At 69.1% G+C, this 13,436-nt stretch carries 12 protein-coding genes; 7 read left to right on the top strand and 5 right to left on the bottom strand.

The window, feature by feature from the left end; all coding sequences use genetic code 11:
- Positions 1-85 precede the first annotated feature (85 nt).
- Complete coding sequence (locus FFS15_RS06345) at positions 86-538, bottom strand: GNAT family N-acetyltransferase (RefSeq protein WP_137844177.1); 453 nt, start codon at positions 536-538, stop codon at positions 86-88.
- Between the two features lie 156 nt (positions 539-694).
- Between FFS15_RS06345 and FFS15_RS06340 the strand changes: the two genes are divergently transcribed.
- Entirely contained in the window at positions 695-2,914 is a 2,220-nt protein-coding gene (locus tag FFS15_RS06340) for an NADP-dependent isocitrate dehydrogenase (RefSeq protein ID WP_137844176.1), read from the top strand.
- Positions 2,915-2,962: 48 nt separating this feature from the next.
- Here the strand turns inward: FFS15_RS06340 and FFS15_RS06335 are convergent, their stop codons facing one another.
- The gene (locus tag FFS15_RS06335; RefSeq protein ID WP_137844175.1) at positions 2,963-4,450 is read right to left on the bottom strand and encodes a L,D-transpeptidase family protein; all 1,488 of its coding nucleotides are present in this window, start codon (positions 4,448-4,450) and stop codon (positions 2,963-2,965) included.
- 123 nt (positions 4,451-4,573) lie between these two features.
- Positions 4,574-5,053, bottom strand: a complete 480-nt coding sequence (locus tag FFS15_RS06330; RefSeq protein WP_137844174.1) for a hypothetical protein — start codon at positions 5,051-5,053, stop codon at positions 4,574-4,576.
- A gap of 126 nt (positions 5,054-5,179) precedes the next feature.
- On the opposite strand from FFS15_RS06330, the gene FFS15_RS06325 reads away from it, so the two are divergent.
- The 6 genes from FFS15_RS06325 to FFS15_RS06300 all read left to right on the top strand — a co-directional run bounded on the left by FFS15_RS06325 (position 5,180) and on the right by FFS15_RS06300 (position 11,650).
- Positions 5,180-6,379 (top strand): ROK family transcriptional regulator, encoded by a 1,200-nt coding sequence (locus tag FFS15_RS06325; RefSeq protein WP_137844173.1) that lies wholly within the window; start codon positions 5,180-5,182, stop codon positions 6,377-6,379.
- A gap of 105 nt (positions 6,380-6,484) precedes the next feature.
- Positions 6,485-7,774 (top strand): extracellular solute-binding protein, encoded by a 1,290-nt coding sequence (locus FFS15_RS06320; protein ID WP_137844172.1) that lies wholly within the window; start codon positions 6,485-6,487, stop codon positions 7,772-7,774.
- 182 nt (positions 7,775-7,956) lie between these two features.
- Positions 7,957-8,931, top strand: coding sequence for a sugar ABC transporter permease (locus FFS15_RS06315; protein WP_137844171.1), 975 nt, complete (start codon positions 7,957-7,959; stop codon positions 8,929-8,931).
- Positions 8,928-9,899, top strand: coding sequence for a carbohydrate ABC transporter permease (locus tag FFS15_RS06310; protein WP_137844170.1), 972 nt, complete (start codon positions 8,928-8,930; stop codon positions 9,897-9,899). The genes FFS15_RS06315 and FFS15_RS06310 overlap by 4 nt, the downstream gene beginning before the upstream one ends.
- A 43-nt stretch (positions 9,900-9,942) precedes the next feature.
- Positions 9,943-10,878, top strand: coding sequence for an ROK family protein (locus FFS15_RS06305; RefSeq protein ID WP_137844169.1), 936 nt, complete (start codon positions 9,943-9,945; stop codon positions 10,876-10,878).
- Positions 10,871-11,650: a glucosamine-6-phosphate deaminase gene (locus FFS15_RS06300; RefSeq protein ID WP_137844168.1), complete on the top strand. Its 780-nt coding sequence runs from the start codon at positions 10,871-10,873 to the stop codon at positions 11,648-11,650. Before FFS15_RS06305 ends, FFS15_RS06300 begins: the two co-directional genes overlap by 8 nt.
- Positions 11,651-11,656: 6 nt before the next feature.
- Here the strand turns inward: FFS15_RS06300 and FFS15_RS06295 are convergent, their stop codons facing one another.
- Entirely contained in the window at positions 11,657-13,027 is a 1,371-nt protein-coding gene (locus FFS15_RS06295; protein WP_249353785.1) for an FAD-linked oxidase C-terminal domain-containing protein, read from the bottom strand.
- Complete coding sequence (locus FFS15_RS06290; protein ID WP_137844166.1) at positions 13,024-13,416, bottom strand: YrdB family protein; 393 nt, start codon at positions 13,414-13,416, stop codon at positions 13,024-13,026. The genes FFS15_RS06295 and FFS15_RS06290 overlap by 4 nt, the downstream gene beginning before the upstream one ends.
- Positions 13,417-13,436: the final 20 nt, after the last annotated feature.

The raw sequence follows: 13,436 nt of genomic DNA, 5'->3' as shown, positions 1-13,436 counted from the left end.
GGTATTCGAGGCCCCGCCGCCGGTCTGTGGTGCCCGGGAACGGGATGTCGTCGCTGCGTGATTCGGGCGTGCGGAGCTCCGGGAACTAGAGCCTGATCTCCGCGATCACTTCACCGTACTCGGTCTCGCCCACCGGCGTGAACCCCACACGCGCGAAGAATGCCTCGGGGCCGCCTTCGCCTGCCTCGTAGATGACGTCGACGCGGTCCATGCCGCGCTCGCGGGCCTCGGCGAGAAGCTGTTCGACGGCGTAGCGGCCGACGCCGCGACCCTGGTCATCGGCGTCGACGTTGATGCGCCACAGCACCGACTGGAAATGCTCGACCGGAGCCTCGCCGTCGAAGTTCGCACTCACGAACGCCACGACCTCGTCGCCGTCGAGCACGACCCGCTGCCACGTGGTCTGCGGGTTCACGACCGTCGCTGCGATGCCGTAGCTCACCGGTGCCAGGAATTGCTCCTGCCCGGGCTTGAGCGACAGGTTGTTGACCGCCACGATCGTCGAAGCGGACAGTTCGACCAGTCGGAACTCTGCCATACGCACAGGCTAGCCCGGATGCACATCGCGAGCACGATCGTGATCGCACCTTAACGAGGATTTCACGCGGGGGTGCGCGCCAAACTATCTCGACGTCGAGATAGTTTCGCCTCGTGCGATAGGCTGATCGGACGCCCCGAACGAAAGACGAGACCGGTGACCGACTCCACCATCATCTACACCTACACCGACGAGGCTCCGGCTCTCGCGACAGCATCTTTCCTCCCGATCGTGCAGGCCGTCGCAGGCCAGGCGGGCGTCGACATCGAGACCCGCGACATCTCGCTCGCCGGCCGTGTGCTGGCGGCATTCCCGCAGAATCTGACGCCTGAGCAGCAGGTGGGCGACGCCTTGGCAGAGCTCGGCGGTCTCGCCACGCTCCCCGAGGCGAACATCATCAAGCTCCCCAACATCTCGGCTTCGATCCCGCAGCTCAAGGCCGCGATCGCCGAGCTCCGCGCGAGCGGATTCGACATCCCCGAGTACCCCGACGAGCCCCAGACGCTCGAAGAGAAGGACGTGCGGGCGCGCTACGACCGCATCAAGGGGTCGGCCGTCAACCCGGTGCTCCGCGAGGGCAACAGCGACCGCCGGGCACCCCTGTCGGTGAAGAACTACGCACGCAAGCACCCCCACCGCAACAAGCCGTTCGCGGATGGGTCGAAGACTCGCGTCGCGACGATGGGCCACGACGACTTCAAGTCGAACGAGAAGTCGTGGGTCGCAGCCCACGACGACGTGCTCACGGTGCGTCACGTCGCCGCCGACGGCACCGTGACGGTCCTCAAGGACGACCTCAAGGTGCTCCCGCGCGAGATCATCGACGCGACGTTCCTGTCGGCGGCAGCCCTCGACGCGTTCCTCGCCGAGACACTCGAGGCCGCGGCATCCGCCGACGTCCTCTACTCGGTGCACCTCAAGGCGACCATGATGAAGGTCAGCGACCCGATCATCTTCGGGCACGTCGTCAAGGCCTACTTCCCCGACGTGTTCGAGAAGTACGGCGAGCGTCTCGCGGCGGCCGGCCTGACCCCGAACAACGGTCTCGGGTCGATCCTCGCCGGGCTCGGTGAGGTCGAGGGCGGCGACGAGATCGCAGCCGCCTTCGCCGCAGACCTCGAGCGTGGCCCCCGCCTGTCGTACACCAACTCCGACAAGGGCATCACGAACCTTCACGTGCCCTCCGACGTCATCGTCGACGCGTCGATGCCGGCGCTCGTCCGCAACGGCGGCAAGCTCTGGGGTGCAGACGGAGGCGAGGACGACACGCTCGCCGTGATCCCCGACTCGTCGTACGCGAGCGTCTACCAGGCGACGATCGACGACGTCATCGCGAACGGACCGCTCGACCCCGCCACGATCGGCACCGTCCCCAACGTCGGCCTCATGGCGCAGGCCGCCGAGGAGTACGGCAGTCACGACAAGACGTTCGAGATCGCCGCGCCCGGCGTCGTGCAGATCCTCGACTCGGCGGGCGAGGTGCTCATCGAGCACGACGTCGAGACCGGCGACATCTGGCGTGCGACCCAGACGAAGCACATCGCCGTCATGGACTGGGTGCGCCTGGCCGTCAAGCGCGCGCGTGCCACGGGGGACCCTGCCGTGTTCTGGCTCGACGTCAACCGCTCGCACGACGCCCAGCTCATCGCGAAGGTGCACCAGGCGCTCGCCCTGATCGACACCCACGGCATCCAGATCGCGATCCTCGCGCCGGAAGAGGCGACCCGCTACACGCTGGCGCGCATGCGCCATGGCCTGGACACCATCTCGGTCACCGGCAACGTGCTGCGCGACTACCTCACCGACCTGTTCCCGATCCTCGAGGTCGGCACCAGCGCCAAGATGCTCTCGATCGTGCCGCTGCTCGCGGGCGGTGGTCTGTTCGAGACCGGTGCCGGCGGCTCCGCGCCCAAGCACGTGCAGCAGCTCGTCGAGGAGAACTACCTGCGCTGGGACTCGCTGGGCGAGTTCTTCGCGCTGGCGGCGTCGTTCGAGCACCTCGCGACCTTCACCGGCAACGCCAAGGCGAAGGTGCTGGCCGACACGCTGGATGCCGCGACGGGCACCTTCCTCGAGAACGACAAGTCGCCGGGTCGTGCGCTCGGCACGATCGACAACCGCGGCAGCCACTTCTACCTGGCCCTGTACTGGGTGCAGGAGCTCGCGGCCCAGCAGGCCGATCCCGAGCTGGCGGCGGCGTTCGCCCCGATCGCCGCGAAGCTCGCCGCGAGCGAAGGCGAGATCGTCGCCGAGCTCAACGCCGCGCAGGGTTCGCCCGCCGACGTGGGCGGGTACTACCGACCCGACACCGAGCGCGTGGTGGCCGTCATGCGCCCGTCGGCGACCTTCAACGAGATCATCGACGCGATCGGCTGATCCGTGCAGCGTGCCGGATGCGGGGGTGGCCGCATCCGGCACGACGGGTCAGGCGTGAACCCACACCTCGGTGCCGATCGGAGCCCAGTCGTAGACGAACTTCGCGATGTCGACGGGAAGGTTCACGCAGCCGTGGCTCATCTGGTTGCCGAAGTTGTTGTGCCAGTAGGCGCCGTGCAGCGCCTGGTCGCCGTTGTAGTACGACACCCACGGCACGTTCTCGGTGCAGTACGGCGCGCCCTCGAAGCAGCCCATGTCCTGCATCGGCACCTTCGCGAACATGCGGTAGCTGCCGGTGAACGTCGGAGTGCCGGGAAGACCAGACGAGACCGCGTACGACTGGATGACCTTGCCGTTCTCGAACAGGTACGCGCGCTGAGCGCCGAGGTCGACCTCGATGCGCCGTGCGACCGCGCTGGTGGCGAATTCGGTCTCGGTGACCGGCAGCTCGTACGAGCCGTCGCCGCCGGCCAGCGCCGCCGCGAACTCGCCGGCCACATCGGACGTGTCGCCGAGCGTGCGGCCGTTGACGCCGGCGGTGATCTCGCGCAGCACCGCACCGTCGGAATCGGTGATCACCGACGCGTCGACCTTCTCGCGATCGACGGCGGCGGCGAGCGTCCCGACGACCTCTTCGATCGCGGCCTCGTCTGCCGAGATGTCGAAGGTGCCGCGTTCGCCGGGAGTGACGGTGAGCCAGGATGCCGCGACCGCGCGGTCGATCGGAACGGTGCGCTCCGCGCCGACATAGAACCCGGCGTCGTCGAGCACGCTGTTGAGGGTGGCGGCTGTCGACTCCGCGACGAATGTCGGGGTGCCGGGCGTCACCGCGGCCAGCGTCGCGTCGAGTTCGACACGGGTCTCGCCGGCGGCGAAGGCCGTCTGCAGGGCCTCGCGCACGGCGTCGATGTCGACGCCGGCGCCGTCGACGGCCGGGGTCGTGACGTAGGTCGCCGCAGCCGCGTCGAACGCGAGCGTCGCGTCGACGGGGTCGGTGTAGAGATCGGGCGCCGCGGCGCGAAGCGCCGAGTTGGCGGCATCCGCTTCGAGGCGCACGTTCGCATCGACGGATGCCGGGAACCAGGCCCCGAGATTCCACATCGGGTTCGCGGCGAACGCCGCTTCGGACAGCCCTGCGGCGTCGACGGATGCGCCGAGATCGGCACCGGTCACTTCGGCGTCGCCGCCGTCACCGGTGAGGACGATGACGGTGTCGGCGAGACGCTGCTGGATGGCTTCCGCCGCGGCACCGGGCGTGAGCCCGCCGACCGAGACGCCGGCGATCGAGGTTCCCGGCGCGATGAGGACGAGAGACGACGCCACGAGTGCGACGACCGCGCCGCCTGCGGCGAGCCCGATCCACAGGCCGGTGCGGCGCTTGCGGGGCTGGGGCTCTGCCGGCGCCCACGCGTAGGTGGGGGACCCGGGATCGCCCGAATCGATGTCATCGGCATCCGTGATCGGCGCGGTCTCTTCGAGCGTCGCGTCTTCGGCAGAGGCGCTCTCCGCGCCCGGCTTGGTCGCCAGATCCGTCACGTCATCACCCCCCGGCAGCTTAAGACGTAGCTCCCATGGTAAGGGACGTGCATGCGGGTGCGCGCATGCACGTCGCGCGTGCGGGGGAGGGGGATGCCGGAGCCGCTTGACTCGGCCGGCGGATCAGGCCGCGCAGAGCTCCTGGAACTGGGTCGTCGTCTCCTGGAAGCTGGTGCCGAGGTCCGAGAGCTCGGTGAGCTTGTCGGTCTCGCCCGCGACGATCGCGGCCATAACCTCCGAGACCTGCTCGAACATGGACTCGAGCGACGGCAGGAGCGCCGCGACCTCGTCGTTCGTGACCTCCGATGAGACGTCGGCCAGGCTCTGGGCGGCCGCCTCCATCGCCTCGACGACGGCCGCGGGGTTCTCGGCGTCGAGGTTGTCGAACTCGGCGGTCGCCTCTTCGATCGTCTCCTGCACGAGGGCGCACGCGTCCTGTGTGCTCTGGCCCTCGTCGCCGCTTGCATCGGCCTCGCTCGGAGCCGCGGTCTCGGAGGCGGCGGGGCCGCCGAGAGGGAAGGCGGAGCAGGCGGTGACGCCGAATACGGCGACGACTGCTATCGTCACGGCGGCGATGCGGCGGGGCAGGAGCGACGGCGTCATCGTTCCAGACTAGGCGAGACGCGATCCGCGACGAGCTGATCACGCTGTGTAACAGTTTTGTAAACACGCCGTTCAAATTGGCGGAACGGGTTGCGGATTGTTTGTTCGTAAGGTCTACTAACAAACATGTCTGCATCGGAAGTGCAGCGCGGCTCTTCCACACTCGAGTCGCCGCACCCTACCTCTCACGGGAACGGCCGTTCCTTCGGACCCGGTCGCGCCCTGCGCCAGGGTTCCAAGGTCCTTCCCGAGCACGCCCGCGGCCACAACCGCGCGCTCGTGCTGCAGACCCTGTTCCACCAGGGCGCAATGAGCCGCGCCGACCTCTCGCGAGAGACGGGCCTCACACGCGTCACGATCTCGGATCTGGTCGCCGAACTCATCTCCGACGGGTTCGTCGCCGATAAGGGTGTGCGCGAGGCATCCGGCCCGGGCAAGCCCGCCATCCTCCTCGACCTCGACCGCGACGGCCACCGCATCGTCGGGCTCGACCTGTCGGGCAGCGACAGCCTGAGCGGAGCGGTGCTGACCCTCGACGGCGACATCGTCGTGCGGCGCGAGGTCGCGCTGCCGGAGGCTGCAGACCTCGTCTCGACCGTGATCGACCTGGCCCGCGCCCTCGTCGCCGACTCGCACGCTCCCGTGCTCGGCATCGGCGTCGGCACACCCGGTGTCGTGGACGACCACGGCGTGATCCTCAGCGCGCCGAACCTCGGCTGGGCCGGCTTCGACCTCGAGGGGGAACTGCAGTCCGCGCTGGGCCTCCCGGTGCTGGTCGCCAACGACGCCAACGCCGCGGTGCTCGCCGAGTACACCTTCGGCGGCGCTCGTGACGACGTGCTGCTGGTGAAGGTCGGCCGCGGTGTCGGCTCGGGCCTCCTCGCCAGCGGTCAGCCCATGCGCGGCAGCCGTTTCGCGGCGGGCGAGATCGGCCACGTCACCGTCGGCACCGACGGCGGCCCCGAATGCGTGTGCGGCAAGATCGGATGCCTCGAGGCGTGGCTGTCTGCGCCCGCGCTCACCGCGCGGCTGGCCGCGGCACCCACTCCCGAAGAGCGCGACGGGATCCTCCGCGACGCGGGGGAGCGGCTGGGCATCGCCCTGGCTCCCGTCGTCGGCGTTCTCGACCTGTCGGAGATCATCCTCTCCGGCCCCACCGAACTTCTCGACGGCCCGCTCGCAGAGCAGGCCGTCGAGACCCTCCGCTCCCGGACGCTCGCGCAGTTTCACGACGGCGTGCGGGTGAGGATGACGGCGCAAGGCCAGGACATCGTCCTGCGAGGTGCCGCCGTCATGGTCCTTTCCGGACAACTCGGGGTGTCGTAGCGACACACCCTGCTTCGGCTGGATCCCCCCGAACCAGCAGGAATCCCCCCCGGACGGGTCACCCGACCCCCCGGTAACCATCAAGAGAGAAACAAGGAAGACACCATGAACAAGAAGCTCGGAGCAATCGCGCTCGTCGGCGCTTCGGCGGTCCTTCTCGCCGGTTGCGCAGGTGGCAGCGGTGCCCCCGCTCCCAGCGAGCCCTCGACCGGCGACCTGACCGTGTGGCTCGTGGGTACGGATACGCCGCCGACCGCGCGCGACTACCTCAAGGAGACGTTCGAGGACGAGAACGAGGGCTGGACGCTCACGATCGAGGAGAAGACGTGGGCTGACACCAACGACACGTACACCGCGGCACTGTCCAGCAACGACGCTCCCGACCTCGTCGAGGTCGGCAACACCCAGGCACTCGGCTTCGCCGACGCGGGTCTGCTGCTCGACATCACCGACATCAAGGAAGATCTGGGCGGCGACGACCTGCTCGCCGGTCTCGTCGACGCCGGCACGTACGAGGACGCGCTGTACGCGGCTCCGTACTACGCCGGTGGCAGCGTCATCTTCTACTCGCCCAGCATGGCCGGCGCCGAGATCCCCGAGACCCTCGAGGACTTCGTCGAGCACGCCAAGACGCTGACGACCGACACCGTCTCGGGCATCTACGCCCCGGGCAAGGACTGGTACGACGCTCTGGCCTACGTCTGGACCTTCGGCGGCGAGATCGCCGTCCAGGACGGCGAGGAGTGGGACGCGCAGCTGTCCAGCGACGAGAGCCTCGAGGGCCTCAACCTCCTCCAGGACGTCTACCTCAACGCCTCGGTCGCCCCGGTCGACGGTGACGAGCGTCTCGGCAACATCGCGTTCTGCGCGGGCGAGGCCGCGTACCTCATGAGCCCCGCGTGGGCCGCAGGCAACCTCACGGGCGCTTGGCCGTGGGGCGACGAGGCGGCGGGCGAGGAAGTCTCGGCCGGCTGCCCCGACACCTACGCGAAGGACCTCGACGCGTTCGCGCTCCCGGGTGCGACCGCCGGTGAGACCGCTCCGGTCTTCGCGGGTGGATCGAACATCGGCGTCGCGTACAAGAGCGACTCGCCCGAGAAGGCCAAGGCTGCGCTGAAGATCATGCTCTCGGAGGGCTACCAGAAGCTGCTCGCCGAGCAGGGCCTGACCCCGGGAATCAAGTCGGCGGCGGAGTTCCTCCCCGACACCGCGATCGCCAAGGCTCAGGCCGCGGCGCTCGCCAACTCGAAGTTCACCCCCACCAGCCCCAACTGGGCTGAGGTCGAGTCGGCGCAGATCATCCCCGACGCGCTCGTCAAGATCGCTCAGGGCGGCGACGTCGAGGAGATCGCGACCGAGCTCGACGCGGCGATCGAAGAGATCCTCAACAAGTAATTCCGCAGTGAGGGGTCCCGGTTCTCCGGGGCCGGGACCCCTCGCCACGGACCGATTGCCTGGCCAGACTCAGGAGTGCGGCATCCGCTCGCCTGCATCTGACCTGGAGACCGGTCCCGTCCACACGAACCCATACGTGGGCCTGCGAAGCATGCCCACCCCACCTGCAGGAAGGAGACGACATGAGCGACACCGCAACCGCGGTGCGCGGAGCCGAGAAGGCACCGCGCAGCGCCCGACCGTCCGTCTCGCGCGAGAAGCGCCGCGCCCGCGCTGAGGCGCGCGGTGCCTGGGGCCTGCTCGGCCCGTCCCTGATCATCCTCGGCGTCATGGTCGGCTACCCGGCCGTGCTGATGGTGATCCAGTCGTTCACCGACTACACCGTCAAGAACAAGGTGCAGGGCACGTGGCCGGAGTTCATCGGCCTCCAGAACTACACCGACCTGGTCACGAAGTCCGACTTCCCGGCGGTGCTGATGCGCAGCCTCGGGATCATGGTCGTGCTCACCGTGCTCATCATCGTCTTGGGCGTGCTCGTCGCGATCCTGATGACGCGACTCAGTCGCACGTGGCGGATCACCGTCTCGGTCGGACTGCTGCTGGCGTGGGCGATGCCGCCCCTGACGGCGACGGTCGTGTGGGGCTGGATCTTCGACACGCAGTACGGTCTCGTGAACTGGATGCTCAACACCATCACGGGCACCGAGAACTGGACGAACCACTCGTGGCTGCTGAACCCCTGGTCGTTCTTCTTCGTCCTCACGATCATCGTGGTCTGGCAGGGCATCCCGTTCGTGGCGTTCACCACCTATGCCGGACTCGGCCAGGTGCCCGGTGAGGTGCTCGAGGCCGCGGCGCTCGACGGCTCGACCGGCTGGAAGCGGTTCTGGCTCGTCGTCTTCCCGTACCTCCGCAGCATCCTCACCGTCGTCCTCGTGCTCCAGATCATCTGGAACCTCCGCATCTTCACGCAGGTCTACTCCCTGCAGGAGCGCGGCGGACTCGCATCCGAGACCAATGTGCTCGGCACCTACCTCTTCCGTCAGGGAGTGGGCGAGTTCGGCAGCACCGCCGCCATCGGCGTGGTCATGGTCATTCTGCTGCTCGTCCTCTCATGGGGGTACGTGCGCACCACGCTCAAGGAGGAAGAGCTGTGAGCACTCAGGTCAGCGTCGGCACGCAGCTGACGACGGTCGGCGTCGACGAGGTCATCGGCGAGGTCGGCAACGCAAAGCGTCCCAAGCGCGGCTCGATCCAGGCGCGCCGGCCCTCGGGCCGCCGTGTGGTGACCCGCACGGCGCTCAACATCGCCGCGTTGATCGTCTTCGTGATGTCGGTCTTCCCGGTGTACTGGATGATCAACCTCGCGCTCACGCCGACGTCCGAGATCATCACGCGCACCCCCAGCTTCGTGCCGATCCACCTCACGTTCAACAACTTCGTGACGGCGTGGACCCGCGAGGCCGCCCAGGGGCAGACCGACTTCCCGCACGCGCTCGGCACGACACTCACGGTGACCGCCGGCGTGCTGGTGGCGGCGCTCCTGTTCGCCTTCCTCGCCTCGGTGGCACTCGCGCGCTTCCGCTTCAAGGGTCGTCGCACCTTCATCGTCTCGGTGCTGATCGTGCAGATGATCCCGGGCGAGGCGATGATGTTCACCATCTACGGGATGCTGGACGACTGGCGCCTGATCAACACCATGCTCGGCCTCGGCATCGTCTACACGGCCGCGGTGATCCCGTTCACGATCTGGACGCTGCGGGGCTTCGTCGCCGGCGTCCCGGCAGACCTCGAAGAGGCCGCCATGATCGACGGGTGCACGAAGTCGCAGGCGTTCTGGAAGGTCACCTTTCCGCTGCTCGCACCGGGCCTGGTCTCCACCGGAATCTTCGCCTTCATCCAGGCATGGAACGAGTTCACGATGGCGCTGCTGCTGATGAGCGGGTACAACCTCACTCTCATGCCGTGGCTGAACGCCTTCCAGTCGTCCTCCGTCGGGGGCTCGGTCAACTGGGGCGCCGTCATGGCCGGGTCCACCATGATCGCGATCCCGGTCGTCGTCTTCTTCCTCTTCGTCCAGGGTCGTATGACCGGTGGGCTCGTGTCGGGGGCGGTCAAGGGCTGATGCACGCTGATCGAACCGCCGCCTTCCGTCGGGAAGTCGGCCGATGAAGGTCGGGCTCGACATCGGCGGCACGAAGACCGACGCGGTCGCCGTCGACGACAACGGCGAGATCGCAGGCCGCGTCCGCCTCGCCACAGGGTGGGGCCCGGATGCCGTGATCCGCACGGTGCTGGAGGCCGTTCGCGTCCTCGGCACGCAGGACGCCGTCGATGCCTCGAGCATCCGCTCGGTGGGCATCGGCATCCCGGGTCAGGTGGAGCCGGGCACGGCTCGCGTCGTCCACGCCGTCAACCTCGGTGTCGACGAACTCGATCTCGCCGCCGCGCTCTCGCCCCACCTCGGTGTGCCGGTGCAGGTCGAGAACGACGTGAAGGCCGCGGCCTTCGGCGCCTTCGCCCTGCACGGCGGCTCGGGCTCGATGGCCTACCTCAACCTCGGCACGGGGATCGCGGCCGGCATCGTCTCCGACGGAACCCTGTGGCGCGGCGCGCGCGGCACCGCCGGTGAGGTCGGACACATCTCGGTCGATCCCCGCGGCCCCCTGTGCCGCTGCGGGCAGCACGGCTGCATCGAAGCCCTCGCGGGCGGCGGCGCGATCGCCGAGCGCTGGGGTCGCCCCGGGGCACTGCCGGTCCGTGACGTGTTCGACGCCGCCGACGCGGGAGACCCTGCCGCGCGGGCCCTGCGCGCAGGCCTCGCGACCGGTGTCGCCGCGGCGGTGCGGGTGCTCGTGCTCACCGCCGATGTCGACGTCGTCGTGCTCGGGGGCGGCGTGACCGCACTCGGCGACAGGCTGATGGCCGATGTCGCCGCTGAGCTCGCCGCCAGTGCCGAGGCCTCGCCGTTCATGCGCTCGCTGCATCTGCAGGATCGCGTCGAGCTGCTGCCGGCGGGTTCGCCCGCAGCAGCGCTCGGCGCGGCGCTCATCGGCGCATCGCGCAGCGAGCTCGACCAGACCGGGGTGCTCAGCCGTGGCTGAGGTCGTAATCGTCCGCGACCAGGCGGAGGCGGGCGCGATCGTCGCCGACGAGATCGCCCGCATCGTACGTCTCGACCCGCGCGTGGTGCTCGGTCTTGCGACCGGATCGACCCCGCTTCCGGTGTACGAGGCGCTGCGTGCTCGTCTGACAGGCGTCGACGTCTCGCAGCTGCGCGGCTTCGCGCTCGACGAGTACGTGGGGATCGACCCCGCGCACCCCGAGAGCTACCGCGCGGTGATCGCGCGCGAGGTCGTCGAGCCGCTCGGGCTCGACCCGGCGCGTGTGCGTGTTCCCGATGGCTCCCTCGCGGGCATCGAGCACGCGGGCGAGGACTACGAGCGTGCGATCGTCGAAGCAGGCGGCGTCGACCTGCAGATCCTCGGCATCGGCACCGACGGGCACATCGGCTTCAACGAACCCGGTTCGTCGTTCGCATCTCTCACGCGCGTGAAGACCCTCACCGAGCAGACCCGCGAGGACAACGCACGATTCTTCGACAGCGTCCACGACGTGCCGCGGCACTGCATCACGCAGGGGCTCGGCACCATCATGCGGGCGCGCCACATCGTGCTCCTCGCGTTCGGCGCGGGCAAGGCCGAAGCGGTCGCCGGTGCGGTCGAAGGCCCCGTGACGGCGTCGCTCCCGGGATCGGCGATCCAGCTGCACCCGCACGCGACGGTGGTCGTCGACGAGAGTGCGGCATCCGCCCTCGCCCACGCCGACTACTATCGCTACGCCTTCGCGAACAAGCCGGAGTGGCAAGGACTCTAGCGGGCGCTATCGCGCGAAGACCTTGCCGGGGTTGAGGATGCCGGCGGGGTCGAACACCGCGGTGATCCGACGCTGCAGCTCCCACTGGTCGTCGCCGAGCTCGTCCACGAGCCACCGGCGCTTGAGCACGCCGATCCCGTGCTCGCCGGTGAGGGTGCCGCCGAGCCGCAGCGCCGAGCGGAAGAGGTCGTCGGCGGCATCCCAGATGTGCGGGGGCACGTCGGGGCCGTCGAAGACGAAGTTCGGATGCAGATTGCCGTCGCCCGCGTGCGCGACGGTCGGAATCACGATCCCGTACTCGCCCTCGATGCGTGCGATCTCATCGAACATCGCCGGCAGGGCGCTGCGGGGAACCGCGACGTCTTCGATGAGGGTCGTGCCGAGGGCCGCCATCGCCGCGTGCATCGACCGTCGAACCGCGAGCAGTCGCTCGCCCTCGGCGCGATCGTGGGTCATCGTGACGGTGCCGCCGGCACCGCGCAGCAATCCGGCGATCGCATCGCCCTCGGCGGCAGCCTGCAGGCCATCGGTCTGGATCGTCAGCTGAGCCGTGCGAGGTGCGGGCTGCTCGAACGCCAGCAGGGCGTGGATCGCCGCGAGCGACGCCGCATCGAGCAGCTCCATGATCGCCGGCTGGGCGCCCGACGCCGTGACGGCGGCAGATGCCGTGGCGGCAGAGCGCACATCGGGGAAGGTCGCCGCGATCGTGCACACCTCGCCGGGGACGAGCCGGCGGAGCTTGAGCGTCGCCCCGACGACGACGCCGAGCTTGCCCTCCGATCCGATGACGAGGGACGTGAGATCGAGTCCGGTGACGCCCTTGACGCTGCGGTGGCCGAGGTGGATCAGCCGACCGTCGGCGAGCACGAGGTCGATGCCGAGGACGGCATCGCGCACGACCCCGTACTTCGCGCACAGGAGACCCCCGGCACCCGTGGCGATGTTGCCGCCGACCGTCGAGATCGCGCGGCTCGCAGGATCGGGCGCCCACCAGAGTCCGTGTTCGGCGAGCGCGGCGTTGAGGTCGGCGTTGAGGATACCGGGTTCGACGACGGCGAGCAGGTCGTCGGGTCGAACCTCGAGGATGCGGTCCATGCGGCGCAGCGACAGTGCGATCTCGCCGGCACCGGCATTGGCGCCGCCGGCGAGCCCGGTACCGGCGCCGCGTGTCACGACGGGTGTGCCCGTCTCGCTCGCGATGCGGAGGGTCTGCTGGACGTCGGCGGTCGAGGTCGCGTGGATCACGGCGAGGGGGATGCCGACTGCCGCATGCCCCGACTCGTCGGCGCGTGCGGCCGCGAGCGCTTCGGAACCGGTGTCGACGCGATCGCCGAGCGCTTCCCGCAGCCGATCGAGGACCCGGGCGGGTGCGGTCACGCGAACCGGCGCCGACCGGCGATCACGCCGACGGTGACGGCGATCGCTCCGAAGACGAGGCCCACCCATGCCTGACCCATGCTCCACCATGCGATCGTCGCCGAGGCATACACCAGCAGTTCGACGAGGGCGCGCACGAACGGGTGCACAGCGAGCACCGCGCGCGGCGAGACGAACAGCGCCCAAACCACGATCGCGGCGAGCGGGGCGGCGATGCCCGCGACGATGTTCCACGGGAACAGCCAGGACGCGAAACCCCAGATCGCGAGGGTCGCGAAGGCGAAGAGCTCGCACACGAAGGCGAGGAGGTCGATCGCCGAAAGCGGCGTCCGCATTCCCGGCGTGGGTTCCGCGGGTTTGTGCGGCGTGACGGCAGGCAGATCGGACATGGCCTCCATTCTACGGCGAG

The organism is Microbacterium sp. 2FI, from assembly GCF_005502885.1.
Classification (GTDB): Bacteria; Actinomycetota; Actinomycetes; order Actinomycetales; family Microbacteriaceae; genus Microbacterium.
This window is presented reverse-complemented; position numbering and strand designations above follow the sequence as displayed.

What these genes read in the sequence shown, in the direction of transcription:
- FFS15_RS06345 (WP_137844177.1), bottom strand. Translation starts at nt 538, where the DNA reads ATGGCAGAGTTCCGACTGGTCGAACTGTCCGCTTCGACGATCGTGGCG.
- FFS15_RS06315 (WP_137844171.1), top strand. Translation starts at nt 7,957, where the DNA reads ATGAGCGACACCGCAACCGCGGTGCGCGGAGCCGAGAAGGCACCGCGC.
- FFS15_RS06325 (WP_137844173.1), top strand. Translation starts at nt 5,180, where the DNA reads ATGTCTGCATCGGAAGTGCAGCGCGGCTCTTCCACACTCGAGTCGCCG.
- FFS15_RS06330 (WP_137844174.1), bottom strand. Translation starts at nt 5,053, where the DNA reads ATGACGCCGTCGCTCCTGCCCCGCCGCATCGCCGCCGTGACGATAGCA.
- FFS15_RS06290 (WP_137844166.1), bottom strand. Translation starts at nt 13,416, where the DNA reads ATGTCCGATCTGCCTGCCGTCACGCCGCACAAACCCGCGGAACCCACG.
- FFS15_RS06320 (WP_137844172.1), top strand. Translation starts at nt 6,485, where the DNA reads ATGAACAAGAAGCTCGGAGCAATCGCGCTCGTCGGCGCTTCGGCGGTC.
- FFS15_RS06305 (WP_137844169.1), top strand. Translation starts at nt 9,943, where the DNA reads ATGAAGGTCGGGCTCGACATCGGCGGCACGAAGACCGACGCGGTCGCC.